We start from the raw sequence: 13,714 nt of genomic DNA, 5'->3' as shown, positions 1-13,714 counted from the left end.
GTTTTAATACAGCAATGACCCGACGCAGCACGGCGCTGGGCTACGCGCTGTTGGCCCCGAGCTTGTTCGGGGTGACCGCGTTCCTGCTGCTGCCGATTCTGGTCGTGGTGTGGCTGAGCCTGCAACGCTGGGACCTGTTGGGGCCGATCGAGTACGTCGGGCTGAGCAACTGGGCCGCGGTGCTGTCGGACACGACGTTCGGCAATTCGCTGGTCGTGACGTTGCTGTTCGTGGCGATCGTGGTGCCGGCGCAGACGGTGCTGGGCCTGGCCATCGCGGTGCTGCTGGCCCGGGATCTGCCGGGCAGCGCGGTGTTCCGCACCGTTTACGTGCTGCCGTGGATCTGCGCCCCGCTGGCGATCGCGGTGTTGTGGCGCTGGATGCTGGCGCCCACCGGCGGGGCGATCAACACGGTGCTGGGGCATCGGGTGGAGTGGCTGACCGACCCCGGGTTGGCGCTGCCGGTGGTCTCGGCGGTGATCGTGTGGACCAACGTCGGCTATGTGGCGCTGTTCTTCCTGGCCGGAATCCTGGCGATTCCGGAGGAACTGCACTCCGCCGCGCGAACCGACGGCGCCACCGGCTGGCAGCGGTTCACCCGGATCACCGTGCCGATGCTGCGCCCGACTCTGTTCTTCGTGCTGGTGACCGGGGTGGTCAGCGCGGCGCAGGTGTTCGACACCGTCTACGCGCTGACCGGGGGCGGGCCGGCCGGGCGCACCGATCTGGTGGCCCACCGCATCTACGCCGAGGCCTTCGGGGCGGCGGCGATCGGGCGGGCCGCGGTGATGTCGGTGGTGTTGTTCGTCGTGCTGGTCGGCATCACCGTCGCCCAGCACCTCTACTTCCGGCGACGGATCTCCTATGACCTCACGTAACACGCTGGTCTACGGCCTGTTGGCCACCGCCGCACTGATCACCCTCGCCCCGTTCGGCCTGGGGCTGGTGACGTCGTTCACCTCGCCTCGCCAGTTCGCCACCGGCAGCGCGCTGTCCTGGCCGAGCCCGGCGGTGTTGACCAACTACACCGACCTGGCCGGTGCCGGGTTCGGTCGGGCGCTGGCGGTGACCGCGGTGATGACGGCGGTGATCACGCTGGGTCAGTTGACCTGTTCGGTGCTGGCGGCCTACGCGTTCGCGCGGCTGCGGTTCCCCGGTCGCGATGCGCTGTTCTGGTTGTATCTGGCGACGTTGATGGTGCCGGCCACGGTGACCGTCGTTCCGCTCTATCTGATGATGGCGCAGCTGGGTCTGCGGAACACGTTCTGGGCCTTGGTGTTGCCGTTCGTCTTCGGTTCGCCGTTCGCGATCTTCCTGCTGCGCGAGCATTTCCGCACCATTCCCGACGCACTGCTCAACGCCGCGCGCCTGGACGGCGCCAACACCCTGGACATCCTGGTGCATGTGGTGGTGCCTGCTTCCCGGCCGGTGCTGGTGACGCTGACGCTGATCACCGTGGTGTCGCAGTGGAACAACTTCATGTGGCCGCTGGTGATCACCAGCGGCCCCAAGTGGCGGGTGCTGACGGTGGCGACCGCCGGGTTGCAGTCGCAGTACAACGCGCAGTGGACATTGGTGCTGGCCGCCACCACGGTGGCCGTCGCGCCGCTGCTGTTGCTGTTTGTGGTGTTCCAACGCCAGGTGGTGCGTTCGATCGTCGTGACGGGGTTGAAGTGATCCGGCGCTCCACTCTCGTCGCGGCGGCGATCGCCGGGTTGGCGGCCCTGCTGGCGGTCGCCGCGGTGCTGCTCGACGTCGCAGCCGAGCCGCGGGCCGGGGTCACGGTGGTCACCGTCCGGCTCTGGGACGAGCAGGCCGCCACCGCCTACCGCGAGTCGTTCGCCGCGTTCGGCGCCGCCAACCCCGACATCGACGTGCGAGTGAACGTGGTGTCCTACGCCTCCTACTTCGACACCCTGCGCACCGATGTGGCCGGTGGCGGCGCCGACGACATCTTCTGGATCTCCAGCGCGTATCTGGCCGATTACGCCGACAACGGCCGGCTCGTCGCGATCGGCGGGGACCGCTCGGGTTGGGAGCCCAGCGTGGTCGAGCAGTTCACCCGCCACCGAACCCTGTGGGGCGTACCGCAACTCACCGATGCCGGGATCGCGTTGTACTACAACGCGGACCTGCTCGCGGCGGCCGGCGTCGAACCGGCGGAGTTGGAGGGGTTGCGCTGGAGTCCGGGCGGCGACGACACCTTGCGTCCGCTGTTGGCCCGTCTCACCGTCGACGACGCGGGTCGCCACGCCGATGCGCACGGGTTCACCCCCGACCGCGTCCGGCAATGGGGCTACAACGCCGCCAACGACATGCAGGGGATCTACCTGAACTACATCGGCTCGGCCGGCGGGCGGTTCCGCAGCGACGACCGGTTCGTGTTCGACAACCCGGCCGCGGCGCGAGCCTTCGAGTATGTGGTCGGGCTGATCAACCGCGACCACGTCGCACCGCCGGCGTCGGAGACCAACACCAACGGCGACTTCTCCCGCAACCAGTTCCTCGCCGGTCGGATGGCGTTGTTCCAATCCGGCACCTACAACCTCGCGGCGATCGCCAGGCAGGCCGACTTCCGGTGGGGGGTGGCGATGCTGCCTGCCGGGCCGGCCGGGCGGGTGAGCGTCACCAACGGCATCGCCGCCGCAGGCAACGCCGCCACCCCGCACCCGGACGCGGTGCGTCGGGTATTGGCGTGGATGGGCGGGCGGCAGGGCAACGGCTACCTGGGGGCGCGGGGTACCGCGATCCCGGCGGTGCGCGCCGCGCAGGGCGACTACCTCGACTACTGGGCCGGCCGGGGCGTCGACGTCGGCCCGTTCTTCACCGTGTTGAACGGTCCGCGGATTCCCGCGCCGGGCGGGGCGGGGTTCGCCGCAGGATTCCAGGCGCTCACCCCGTTCTTCGACGAGATGTTCTTGGGCCGCGCCGAGGTTGCGGCGACGCTGGAGCGCGCTCAGCGCGCCGCCAACGCCGCGGCGCAGCGGTAGCCGCGGCTCGCGTCTCGCGCGCCTCACGGCTCACATCTCTCGCGCCTCACGGCTCACATCTCACGGCGCGCATCTCGTCTCTCGCGCCTCACGGCTCACATCTCACGGCGCGCATCTCGTCTCTCGCGCCTCACAGCTCACATCTCACGGCGCGCATCTCGTCTCTCGCGCCTCACGGCTCACATCTCACGGCGCGCATCTCGCGAGGATGAAATGGCGCAGCGAAAGTGCGAGTGGACTCCTGCACAGGTTCAATCTCGCGGCTGGGGTAGGTGGCCCGCTGGGCGCGGGCCCGGCCCGAAGGCCCCGCAGTCAGGCGACCCGCCGGGCGGGCGGCCACCGCCGTCGCCCCTGCCAGCCTCGGGAGCGCAGTGCCCGCTCGGCGCGAGCGATGATGTCGGGGGGTCGGTCTTCGGCGATCACCCGGACATTGATCCAGCCCAGCTGCGGCAACAGACGTTGCCGACGCTGGTCGTGGACGTACTGAGTACGATCGCTGCGGTGCTGGTCACCGTCGTATTCGACGGCGACCCCGAACTCCTCCCAGCCCATGTCCAGCACCGCGACCAACCGGAAATTCTTGTGCACCGGGATCTGGGTGGTCGGGACGGGGAAGCCGGCGTCGAGGAGCAGCAGCCGCAGCCATGTCTCCTTCGGCGACGCGGCGCCCCCGTCCACCAGCGGCACCAGTTCGCGAAGTTGCCGCAGCCCACGTGCGCGCGGGTAGCGGCGGGCCAACGCCAGCACGTCGTCCCGGGTGAACGGTCGAGCCCGCACCAACGCGTCCAACCGGGCCAGGGCTTCGCCGCGCGGTCGGTGCCGAACCAGGTCGTAGGCGGTGCGTGCCGGGGTCGTCGCCGGGAGGCGACAGGTGGTGGTCTGCTCGTCGTCGGCGACGGTCTCGTTGCGGGCGATGATCCCCGACGGCGGGTGCCCGTTGCACCAGATCAACTCGATCGGGACGTCGGGGTCCACCCAGCGTGCCCCGTGCAGCGCCGCGGCGGCCAGTCCGGCGACCACGCCGCGCCGTTGCGACCAGAGCCAGGCGCCGATCGTCCGGTCCCGCAGCGAGGCCCGCTCGCGCTTGGCGAGGTAGACGTCGGGAAAGATGCTCCGATACCAGCGCTGCAGTTCGTGGCGAGTGACGTCACCGTTGGCGACGGCCTCGCTGCCGAGAAATACCCGTTGCATGCCCGCGAGAATGCAGTGGCCCACCGACACGTCCGCGAAAGTGAAAATATGCAGGAAAAGTGCGAGGAGCGCCCTGCATAGTTTCAATCTCGCGGGTCCGCGGAAGGCGCGGGTCCGCGGAAGGCGCGGGAAAGGCGCGGGCGGGGCGCGGGCGCGGCGGGCGACCCGGCGCGCCCCTAAAGAGCCGCTACACCGTGCTGGTGGCCAGCACGGTCAACTCCAGCGCCAGGGCCGCACCGCAGACCAGGGCGACGGTCGCCAGCGTGACCCAGTCCCTGCGGTGCGGGCGGGACGGCAACGCGGAGATCTGTCCGCCACCGCCGCGGGCGGTGATCGCGTCGCCCATCTCGTCGGCGCGGCGCAACGCCACCGTCATCGCCGCGGCCAGCAGGTCGATGACCTCCGCCGCCCGCTGCCGACGCCGGGCCCGCCGGCTCTTCGGGGTGTGTTTGGGCCGCAGCCGACGCGCGGCGTAGAGCACCCGGAACTCGTCGATGAGCATCGGGAAGGCCCGCAGCGCCAGCGCCAAAGCGACCGCCCAGTCGTCGATCGGGATCCGCAGCCGGCGCAGCGGGCGGCCCAGGGTGGCCACCGCGGGTGCGATCTCGGCGACGTTGGTGGTCCACGACACCATCCCGCCCAGCCCGAGCAACACCAGCGACAACGCGGTGATGCGCAGGAAGTGCAGCAGACCACCGAATTCCAGCGACAGCGACCCGAGCGTCAGCGCCGGGCTGCCACCGGCCAGGGCGGCAGTGCCCGCGCCGATCGCCAGCAGGATCCACAGGAAGCGCGGGATCGACGGCAGCGCTCCGGCCGGGATGCGGGCGATGCGCGCGGCGGCCACCACCAGGGCCGCCACCGCCGCGATCGGCACCCACCCGGGGTAGAACGTCAACAGCACCGAGATGCCCATGACGACGAGCAGTTTGGTGCCCGCCCACAGCTCGTGGATGGTCGAGGTGCCCGGCACCGGCCGCAGCAGCACCACCGGGCGCGGGGCCCGCGACGTCGTCTCGCTCACACCACACCTCCGGCCGCCGCGGCCGAATGGAGGGCCCCCTCCCGCAGGTGCACGATCCGCGGGCACAGCCCCTCCATCCCGGCGGAGTCGTGGGAGATCACCACCACGGTCAGGCCGGTGTCGCGGCGCAACTGCTCCAGCAGCGCCCGCAACCCGCGCTGACTGGCGACATCCAAGCCGGCCAGCGGCTCGTCGAGGATCAGCGCCCGCGGCGAGCGGGCCAGCAGCCCGGCCAGCACCACCCGGCGCATCTGACCGCCGCTGAGCTGGTCGATGCGCCGATCGGCCAGGGTGGCGTCGAGGCCGACACGGGCCAGCGCTGCGGCCACCCGGTCACTGTCGTCCGAGGCGAACCCGGCTGCCGAGGCCACCTCCCGGTCCACCCGCCCGCGCATCAGCTGCAGGCGAGCCGCCTGAAACGACAGCGCCACCGCGCCCACCTGCTCGTGTGCGGGCTTGCCGTCGAGCAGGCAGACACCGGTCGACGGAACCGTCAGCCCGGCCATGATCCAGGCGAGGGTGGATTTACCGGATCCGTTGCCGCCGTGGATGAGCACGCCGTCGCCCTCGTCGATGGTGAGGGTGACGTCGCGCAGCGCCGCGTTCGCCCACGGTGTGCCGCTGCCGTATTCGTGCCCGACGCCGCGCAACTCCAGCACCGGCGGTCCAGAACGTGGTTCGGCCGCGACGGAGGCCACCTCGGCCGGTGGGGCACCGGTGTTGTCCCGGGTGGGGCTCAGCGCGATGACCCGGTCGGCGGCGGCCGCCTCGTCGTCGAAGTGGGTGATGTGCACCAGTGCGGTGTTGTGCCGGTCGGTGAGTCCGGCCAGCACGGCCAGCAGGCCCTCGCGGCCCTGCTGGTCGACCATGCTGGTGACCTCGTCGGCGATGAGCAGCGCCGGCTCACGCGCCAACGCGGCCGCCACCGCCAGCCGTTGCAACTCGCCGCCGGAGAGGCTGGCGGTGTCGCGGTCGGCGAACCCGGTGAGACCGACCTCGGTGAGCAGTCGTTCGACATCGGTGTGCGAACCAACCGGCAGGCCCCACACCACGTCGTCGCCGACCCGGGTGCCCAGCACCTGGCTCTCCGGGTGCTGCAGCACCACCGCGGTGCCGCCGGGTCGCCCGAGGCCCACCGCACCCGGCCGCTGCACGGTCCCGGCAGTCGGCTCGCGGCCGGCCAGGATCAGCATCAGGGTGGTTTTGCCCGCGCCGTTGGGGCCGGTGACCGCGATGTGGTCGCCGGGGACGATGCGCAGGCTCACCTCGCGCAGCGCGTCGCGGCCGGTGTCGGGGTAGCGGTAGCGCACCGCGTCGAACCGCACCGGAACCGGCCCGACCGGGCCGGTCTCCGCAGGCGCATCGAGTTTGTGGACGTCGGGCACGCCGCGCAGCCGCTCGAGCACCCGCGACAGCGCCCACCAGCCGACCAGCGACACCCCGAGGATGCTCAGCACGCCGTGCACCAACAGCAGCCACGGCCAGTACTGCAGCGCCAGCGCGAAGAACCGCTGCAATCCGGCGCCGGCCGGTTCCAGCCACAGCACCGGGACCATCACCGGCTTCAGCCAGGAGACGTGCTCGCCGACCCACGCGCCCCGACCCGCCGACCAGGCCATCACCGAGGCTGCGCCGTCGACGTTGGCGGTGATCGCGGCGAACACCAGGTGCCGCAGCCGGGAGAGCACCGCCAGCGCCGCAACCGCAAACGCACCGAAGATCACCCCGGCCACCAGGGCGACCGCGATCACCGTCGGGGTGCCCCGGCCCCGACGTTTGACGGTCCCGGTGAGCCCACCGATGTAGGCGCTGCTGATAACGGTCATCAGCCCGCCCATCCCGGCGATGAGGAACGCGATCAGCCCAGCGGCGACGGTGGCGGCCAGCAGCGCGCGCAGCCGGTAGCGGTAGGCCAGCAGGCCGGTGGGCACGGTGCCCAGCAGCGCCAGGCCGGCGGCGAACGGCACCACCACGGCGATCACCGCGGTGGCCGCACACAGCGCCGCCATCACCGAGGCCTGCGCCAGTTCGGCGGGTCGCAACGTCCGGGCCCGTTCGGGCCGGGCCGCCGGGCCGGTTGCGTGCATTGCCCGATTCTGCCAGTCGTCCCCGGATGGTCTCGGCGCGCGGTCGTTGATTTATTTAGGAAAGCTATGGACCATGGGGGGTATGGGATCCTCATCGACCGAAACCGGTGTGAGCCTGGGCGCCGACCTGCTGGGCGTGATCGCCCGCGTCAACCGGCTGGCCACCCAGCTCGTGCAGCTGCCGCTGTCCGGGGCGCAGGCCCGGCTGCTGGCGGCGATCGAGGAGCTCGGTGAGACCCGCATCGGGGACCTGGCCGCCGCCGACCACTGTTCACAGCCGACGATGACGACCCACGTGCGCCGTCTGGAGGAAGCCGGCCTGGTCACCCGCGCCGGGGACCCCGACGACGGCCGCGCGGTGCGTATCCGGATCACCGACGAAGGGGTGCGCACCCTCGACCGGGTGCGCACCGACCGGGCCGCCGCGATCGACCCGCAGCTGGCGCACCTGGCCGACGCGGACCGTGCGGTGCTCGCTGAGGCGATCGCGGTGCTGCACCGGGTGCTCGACCATGCCGCCCCGCCCCGGCGGCTGAGCCGCTAATCCTGGATCGCCAGCGCCAGGAACTGGGTGATCTGGCGCGGTGAGAAGTTGTCGTCGCTGACCAGCACCACGCTCTGCCGGCCGTCGGGGAGCCGCGGGCCCAGGGTGATGCCCTCGATGTTGTCCAGCGGGGAGATCTCCGGTGCCGCGGTGAGGTCGAGCGCGAGCGTCTTCGTCATCGGTGTGACCGAGGCGGCCGTCAGTGCGGCGGTGCCGAGCACGTCGGTGGCGTCGGCGATGTCGGCGTAGAACAGCCGCACCACCGGGCGCGGCGCCCCGGCCCGCTCGATCACCAGGAACCTGGACTCGGACAGCGCCACCAGGTCGGTGAGTCCGTTGGACCGCGCGGGCGCGCCCGCCGGCTCCAGCGGATAGGCGTACTGGGCGACCGGTTCGCCGGTTTCGACGTCGAGTTTGGTGATGCGGACCAGAGCCCCATGGTCGCGGTCGGGCGGGTCGCCGTCGTTGTAGCCGGGCCGTTCCATCCCGGCGTAGAGGAAGCGGCCGTCGGGGGTCAGTGTCAGCCCCTCCAGGGCGCTGTTGCGCCGTGGTCCGGTCTCGCGTTCCGACATCGCCAGCACCGGCGGCAGGTCGAACTCCCCCAGGAAGGCGCCGTCGAGTCCGGCGGTGCGGACCCACGGGTCGGCCAGCACCGGTGGGCGGCGCTCCCCCTCCGACGACCAGTACAGCCGCTGGCGGCGGGCATCGAACGCCAGCCCCTCCGGATCCGGTGGCACCACGGGCGGCGACGCGCCGAAATCACGCGGCGGGAACGGCTGACCGGTCTCATCCAGCAACGGCTGCATCCCGGTGACGACGACGTCGTCGATGCCGCGTTCGGAGAGGTCCAGTCGCACGGTGTAGAAGCGGGCCGGGCCGATGTTCGAGCGGTCGTCGCTGAGCACGTAATAGCGATCCCGGCCGGCGTCGTAGCTGAGCGCGGACAACCCGCCGACGACGGTGCCGTCGAAATCGGTGCCCGGGAAGAGCCGGAACTGGCCCAGGTAGGTCAGGGCGCCCGGTTCGGCCGCGACGTGGGGAGCGCAGCCGCCGAGCAGCAGGCCACCGGCCAGCAGAGCCGCCAGGAGTCGCATCACCCGGCCATTGAAACCCACCCGAGCCAAACCCGCCCAAGCCGACCCGGTGCCGGCGCCGGGCACGTTACCGTCGGGTATGCCCACCACTGCCGAACATCTGCGCCACACCCTCGACGGGCGCTGGCGCAACACCAAGAACCGGATGCGCGAGCAACTGCAGGCCGACGTGTTCCGCCCGCACCACACCCCCAACACGGTGATCGCCCGAGCCAAGGTGGCCGAGCAGATGCAGATCATGGCGGCCAACGGCGCAGCCACCGACGGGTTCCGCGCCGCTCACGGCGGCACCGGCGACGTCGGCGCGGCGGTGACGATGATCGAGATGCTGGCCATGTCGGACCTGTCGCTGATGGTCAAGGCGGGCGTGCAATGGGGTCTGTTCGGGGGCGCGATCGAGAACCTCGGCACCCGCAGGCACCACAAGGTCTACGTCGAACCCACCATCAACCTCGACCTGCTCGGCTGTTTCGCGATGACCGAGACCGGTCACGGCAGCGACGTGCAATCGCTGGAGACGACCGCCACTTACGACCCCAAAACCGAAGAATTCGTCATCCACTCCCCCACCCCGTCCTCGCGTAAGGACTACATCGGCGGCGCGGCCGAAACCGCCACCGTGGCAGCGGTGTTCGCGCAACTGGTCACCCCCGGCGATGACGGACCACTCAACCACGGGGTGCACTGCCTGCTGGTGCCGATCCGTGACGCCGACGGCAACGACCTGCCCGGCGTCACCACCTCCGACTGCGAGTACAAGGGCGGCCTGCCCGGCGTCGACAACGGCCGCATCCTGTTCGACCAGGTGCGCGTACCGCGCGAGAACCTGCTCAACCGTTACGGCGACGTCGACGCCGACGGCACCTACAGTTCGCCGATCGAGAGCCGCAGCCGCCGGTTCTTCACCATGCTGGGAACCCTGGTGCGCGGCCGGGTCACCGTCGGTGGCAGCGCCGCGGCGGCCGCGCGGGTGGCGCTGGACATCGCGGTGCGGTACGCGCTGCAGCGCAGGCAGTTCCACGGTCCCGACGACGAGACCGAGGTGCTGATCATGGACTATCTGGTCCATCAGCGCCGGCTGTTCCCGCTGATCGCGCGGTCCTACGCGCTGCAGTTCGCCCAGAACCAGCTCGTCGAGCGCTGCCACGACCTGCAGACCGTCGACGAGCCCGACCCCGAGGACCAGCGGGAACTGGAGGCTCGCGCAGCCGGGCTCAAGGCCGCCAACACCTGGCACGCCACCCGGGCGATCCAGGAATCCCGGGAGGCGTGCGGCGGCGCCGGCTACATGGCCGAGAACCGGCTGATCGCGCTGCGCGCCGACACCGACGTCTTCACCACCTTCGAGGGCGACAACCATGTCCTGGTCCAGTTGGTGGCCAAGCAGTTGCTGACCGCCTACGCCGACGACATCAAGGGCATGAGCCCGGTCGAGTGGGTGCGGTTCGCCGCCGAAGCCGTCGGCGACCGGGTGATGAAACGCACTGCCGCCGAGACGATCTTCCAGACCATCCTGGACTCGCGCCAGGACAGCGACGAAGAGGGCAGTCTGTTCAACCGCGGCACCCAGCTGCACATGTTCGAAGACCGCGAACAGTACCTGCTGTCGTCGGTGGCGCGCCGGCTGCAGGCCAAGGCCAAGGAGATGTCGGAGTTCGACGCCTTCAACGCCGTGCAGGACCACGTCCTGCACGCCGCTGCCGCCCACATCGACCGGGTGGTGCTCGAGGCGTTCGTCGCCGGGATCGACTCCTGCGAGGACGACCAGGCCCGCGAACTGCTGGAATGGGTCTGCGACCTCTACGCGCTCTGCGTGATCGAGGAGGACAAGGCCTGGTACATCGAGCACCGGTACCTGTCCACCGACCGCGCCAAGGCGGTCACCCGCGGCATCAACGATCGTTGCCGCAAGCTGCGTCCGCACGCCGAGACCCTCGTCGAGGCGTTCGGGGTGCCCGAGCAGTTGCGCCAGGCCGAGATGCTCGACGACTGACCCGACCCGCGCCCGCGCCCGCTCGGCGCGGCTCTTTAAGCTCACCTGAGAAACCACCAAGCAAAGGAGTGACAGATGGCATGGTTCCTTGCGCTGCAGGGCATGTCCGGCAAGGGCGGGCAGTCGCTCACCTACGAACTGCACGAGTCGGCGGACACCGCCCGGTTGGCCCAGGAGATGAGCGCCGGCGCCACCGCCGACCGGGTCGTGGAGATCCCGGCGGTGCTGCCACCGCGCCGTCAGCAGGTGACCCTGTACGTGCGGCCGTCGCTGTGGGGAGTGTGGGCGTTCTACGAGATGAGCGAGGACGAGCGCCGGGAGATGATCGCGGCGAACCCGCTGATCAACGCGATGGCCCAGGCCGCGGCCAAACAGCAGCAGGGCAGGCACTCGGGTCCGACCACGATCGGGATGACCATCCCGCAGCCCGGGCAGGGTTTCCCCGGCCAGTAAACACCTTGCTCCCCCGGCTGGACTCGAACCAGCAACCCTTCGGTTAACAGCCGAATGCTCTGCCAATTGAGCTACAGGGGACGGCTCGGTCGCGTCGGGCCGGTGGCACCGCGCGGCCGAGGGATGACTCTAGCCTACCGGGGGCGGTTCATGCCAAGGCCGCCGCGGATAGGGCAGGATGGGGAGCAGCAGTCGTCAACGGGAGGGGCCCTGTGATCCGGTATCTCGTCGTCATGGGCGTCGGATATGTGTTCGGCACCAAAGCCGGACGTCGCCGCTACGAGCAGATCGTCGGCACCTACCGGGGCATCACCGGCTCGCCGGTGGCCCGTTCGGTGATCGATGCCGGTCGACGCAAGATCGCCGACCGGCTCTCCCCCGACACCCCGATGGTGACCCTCACCGAGATCGAGGACGGGACCACCGTGGTCGGCCCCGAGCCGCAGCGCATCGACTAGACGTCGTCGCCGCTGGCCTGGTCGAGCAGGCTGCGCCGGTAGGCCTCCATCGCGACCAGGTCGCCGAACAGGGCGTGGTATTCGTCGCCGTCCTCGATCGGTGACATGCGCTGAAGCTTGGATTTCACCTCGGCGATCTGGCGCCCCACCCAGACCTCCTGCAGTCGGGCCAGCACCCCGCCGATGTAGCGCGGCAACCGGTCCTCGTCGACCTGGATGGCCTCCACTCCCAGTTCGTTGATCAGGCCCGCGGCGGCCGCCGACCCGGCCTGCTGGCGGACCAGGTCGATCCAGGCCGCGCCGACGGTGCCGCTGCTCGTCCCGCCGGCGGCTTCCACGGCCGCGCGCACCGCGGCGTAGCCGGGGTGGGTGAAGCTCTCCACACTGAGGGTGTCGAAGACCGGCCCGGCCAGCGCCGGGTACTGCAGCGCCGATTTGAGCGCCTCCCGCTGCGGCCACAGCGTCGGGTCGCGGGGGTCGGGGCGGACCGGCCGGTCCTCCGGTGGCGCGTCGGCGGGCCGGGAGCGCGGCCGGCCCGAGCGCGGTGACTTGGCCTGCTCGCGCACCCGCCCGATGACCTGGGCGACGTCGTCCCAGCCCACCCAGCCGGCCAGTTGCCGGGCGTACTCGTCGCGCAGCGTGGAGTCCTTGATCTGGGCGACCATCGGCACGCAGCGCCGCAGCGCGGCCACCCGGCCCTCCGCGGTGTCGAGGTTCATCTCGGCCAGCGCGGTGCGGATCGCGAACTCGAACAGCGGGGCGCGGCGGGCCACCAGATCGCGCAGCGCGGTGTCGCCGTGCGCCAGCCGCAGGTCGCAGGGGTCCATGTTGTCGTCGGCGACGGCGACGAAGGACTGCCCGGCCAGGTTCTGGTCGCCGTCGAGGGCCTTGAGCGCGGCGGCTTTACCCGCTTCGTCGCCGTCGAAGACGTAGATCAGCTCACCGCGGAAGAAGTTGTCGTCCATCATCAGCCTGCGCAGCATCGACAGGTGCTCGTCGCCGAACGCGGTGCCGCAGGAGGCGACCGCGGTGCCCACCCCGGACAGGTGCATCGCCATCACGTCGGTGTAGCCCTCCACCACCACCGCCTGATGGGTTTTGGCGATGTCGCGTTTGGCCAGGTCGATCCCGAACAGCACGTGCGATTTCTTGTACAGCACGGTCTCGGGGGTGTTGACGTACTTGGCCTGGATCGGGTCGTCGTCGAAGATGCGGCGCGCGCCGAACCCGATCACCTCGCCGGCCGTGGACCGGATCGGCCACAGCAGCCGGCGGTGGAACCGGTCCATCGGCCCGCGTCTGCCCTCCCGGGACAGCCCGGCGGCCTCGAGTTCCTTGAACTCGAACCCCTTGCGCTGCAGGTGCCGGGTGAGGGTGTCCCAGCCCGAGGGCGCGTAGCCGCAGCCGAACCGCTGTGCGGCGACGGCGTCGAAGTTGCGGTCGGTCAGATACCGGCGGGCCGGTGCGGCCTCCTCCGAGCCCAGCGCCGCGGCGTAGAACTCCTGGGCGGCGGTGGTGGCGGCGACCAGCCTGCTGCGCGAGCCGCGGTCGCGCTGCACCCGACTGGTAGCCCCGGTGTAGGTGATCGTGTAGCCGATCCGGTCGGCCAGCAACTCCACCGATTCGACGAAGCTGACGTGTTCGATCTTCTGGATGAAGGCGTAAACGTCGCCGCCCTCACCGCAGCCGAAGCAGTGGAAGTGGCCGTGGTTGGGCCGGACGTGGAACGACGGCGTCTTCTCATCGTGGAACGGGCACAGCCCCTTCATCGAGTCGGCGCCCGCACGGCGCAGCTGCACGTAGTCGCCGACCACGTCGTCGATGCGGATCTTGTCACGGATGGCGGCGATATCACGATCGGAGATGCGGCCGGCCACAGC

Annotated in this window: 12 protein-coding genes and 1 tRNA gene; 7 read left to right on the top strand and 6 right to left on the bottom strand. The window is 70.6% G+C overall.

Annotation, left to right across the window (positions count from 1 at the left end; all coding sequences use genetic code 11):
* Nucleotides 1-14 precede the first annotated feature (14 nt).
* The 3 genes from AWC30_RS04270 to AWC30_RS04260 are packed head-to-tail and all read left to right on the top strand — an operon-like array spanning nt 15 to nt 2,990.
* A complete protein-coding gene (locus AWC30_RS04270) occupies nt 15-878 on the top strand; it encodes a carbohydrate ABC transporter permease (RefSeq protein ID WP_085108945.1) in 864 nt (287 codons plus the stop codon).
* Nucleotides 865-1,677 carry a carbohydrate ABC transporter permease gene (locus tag AWC30_RS04265; protein WP_085108944.1) on the top strand — a complete coding sequence of 271 codons (813 nt, stop codon included), beginning with the start codon at nt 865-867 and terminating at the stop codon, nt 1,675-1,677. The genes AWC30_RS04270 and AWC30_RS04265 overlap by 14 nt, the downstream gene beginning before the upstream one ends.
* Nucleotides 1,677-2,990: an extracellular solute-binding protein gene (locus tag AWC30_RS04260; RefSeq protein ID WP_372507237.1), complete on the top strand. Its 1,314-nt coding sequence runs from the start codon at nt 1,677-1,679 to the stop codon at nt 2,988-2,990. The genes AWC30_RS04265 and AWC30_RS04260 overlap by 1 nt, the downstream gene beginning before the upstream one ends.
* 312 nt (nt 2,991-3,302) lie before the next feature.
* On the opposite strand, the gene AWC30_RS04255 is transcribed toward AWC30_RS04260, so the two are convergent.
* The 3 genes from AWC30_RS04255 to AWC30_RS04245 all read right to left on the bottom strand — a co-directional run bounded on the left by AWC30_RS04255 (nt 3,303) and on the right by AWC30_RS04245 (nt 7,292).
* Complete coding sequence (locus AWC30_RS04255; protein WP_085108942.1) at nt 3,303-4,181, bottom strand: type IV toxin-antitoxin system AbiEi family antitoxin; 879 nt, start codon at nt 4,179-4,181, stop codon at nt 3,303-3,305.
* A 187-nt stretch (nt 4,182-4,368) separates the two neighbouring features.
* A complete protein-coding gene (locus AWC30_RS04250) occupies nt 4,369-5,205 on the bottom strand; it encodes a CbiQ family ECF transporter T component (protein ID WP_234807928.1) in 837 nt (278 codons plus the stop codon).
* The gene (locus AWC30_RS04245; protein WP_085108941.1) at nt 5,202-7,292 is read right to left on the bottom strand and encodes an ABC transporter ATP-binding protein; all 2,091 of its coding nucleotides are present in this window, start codon (nt 7,290-7,292) and stop codon (nt 5,202-5,204) included. The genes AWC30_RS04250 and AWC30_RS04245 overlap by 4 nt, the downstream gene beginning before the upstream one ends.
* Nucleotides 7,293-7,374: 82 nt before the next feature.
* Between AWC30_RS04245 and AWC30_RS04240 the strand changes: the two genes are divergently transcribed.
* Nucleotides 7,375-7,836 carry a MarR family winged helix-turn-helix transcriptional regulator gene (locus tag AWC30_RS04240; protein ID WP_085108940.1) on the top strand — a complete coding sequence of 154 codons (462 nt, stop codon included), beginning with the start codon at nt 7,375-7,377 and terminating at the stop codon, nt 7,834-7,836.
* Here AWC30_RS04240 and AWC30_RS04235 read toward each other — a convergent pair.
* Nucleotides 7,833-8,930, bottom strand: a complete 1,098-nt coding sequence (locus AWC30_RS04235) for an esterase-like activity of phytase family protein (protein WP_085108981.1) — start codon at nt 8,928-8,930, stop codon at nt 7,833-7,835. The genes AWC30_RS04240 and AWC30_RS04235 overlap by 4 nt on opposite strands.
* 79 nt (nt 8,931-9,009) lie before the next feature.
* On the opposite strand from AWC30_RS04235, the gene AWC30_RS04230 reads away from it, so the two are divergent.
* On the top strand, nt 9,010-10,923 hold the full coding sequence (locus tag AWC30_RS04230; protein WP_085108939.1) for an acyl-CoA dehydrogenase family protein: 1,914 nt from the start codon (nt 9,010-9,012) through the stop codon (nt 10,921-10,923).
* Between the two features lie 75 nt (nt 10,924-10,998).
* Nucleotides 10,999-11,376, top strand: a complete 378-nt coding sequence (locus AWC30_RS04225) for a hypothetical protein (RefSeq protein WP_085108938.1) — start codon at nt 10,999-11,001, stop codon at nt 11,374-11,376.
* Nucleotides 11,377-11,384: 8 nt separating this feature from the next.
* On the opposite strand, the gene AWC30_RS04220 is transcribed toward AWC30_RS04225, so the two are convergent.
* Nucleotides 11,385-11,457, bottom strand: a tRNA-Asn gene (locus AWC30_RS04220).
* Nucleotides 11,458-11,588: 131 nt separating this feature from the next.
* Between AWC30_RS04220 and AWC30_RS04215 the strand changes: the two genes are divergently transcribed.
* Nucleotides 11,589-11,834 (top strand): hypothetical protein, encoded by a 246-nt coding sequence (locus AWC30_RS04215; protein ID WP_085108937.1) that lies wholly within the window; start codon nt 11,589-11,591, stop codon nt 11,832-11,834.
* Here AWC30_RS04215 and dnaG read toward each other — a convergent pair.
* The gene (gene dnaG, locus AWC30_RS04210; protein ID WP_085108936.1) at nt 11,831-13,711 is read right to left on the bottom strand and encodes a DNA primase; all 1,881 of its coding nucleotides are present in this window, start codon (nt 13,709-13,711) and stop codon (nt 11,831-11,833) included. The two genes, AWC30_RS04215 and dnaG, sit on opposite strands and share 4 nt — an antisense overlap.
* Between the last annotated feature and the right edge of the window lie 3 nt (nt 13,712-13,714).

Origin of the sequence: Mycolicibacillus trivialis (genome assembly GCF_002102395.1) — a bacterium.
Taxonomy (GTDB): domain Bacteria; phylum Actinomycetota; class Actinomycetes; order Mycobacteriales; family Mycobacteriaceae; genus Mycobacterium; species Mycobacterium triviale.
The sequence above is the reverse complement of the archived record's forward strand: the minus strand, read 5'-3'. Positions and strand labels throughout refer to the sequence as shown.

Excerpts from the sequence above, each read along its gene's own strand:
- AWC30_RS04270 (WP_085108945.1), top strand. The coding sequence starts at position 15 with ATGACCCGACGCAGCACGGCGCTGGGCTACGCGCTGTTGGCCCCGAGC.
- AWC30_RS04265 (WP_085108944.1), top strand. The coding sequence starts at position 865 with ATGACCTCACGTAACACGCTGGTCTACGGCCTGTTGGCCACCGCCGCA.
- AWC30_RS04255 (WP_085108942.1), bottom strand. The coding sequence starts at position 4,181 with ATGCAACGGGTATTTCTCGGCAGCGAGGCCGTCGCCAACGGTGACGTC.
- AWC30_RS04245 (WP_085108941.1), bottom strand. The coding sequence starts at position 7,292 with ATGCACGCAACCGGCCCGGCGGCCCGGCCCGAACGGGCCCGGACGTTG.
- AWC30_RS04240 (WP_085108940.1), top strand. The coding sequence starts at position 7,375 with ATGGGATCCTCATCGACCGAAACCGGTGTGAGCCTGGGCGCCGACCTG.
- AWC30_RS04235 (WP_085108981.1), bottom strand. The coding sequence starts at position 8,930 with ATGCGACTCCTGGCGGCTCTGCTGGCCGGTGGCCTGCTGCTCGGCGGC.
- AWC30_RS04230 (WP_085108939.1), top strand. The coding sequence starts at position 9,010 with ATGCCCACCACTGCCGAACATCTGCGCCACACCCTCGACGGGCGCTGG.
- AWC30_RS04225 (WP_085108938.1), top strand. The coding sequence starts at position 10,999 with ATGGCATGGTTCCTTGCGCTGCAGGGCATGTCCGGCAAGGGCGGGCAG.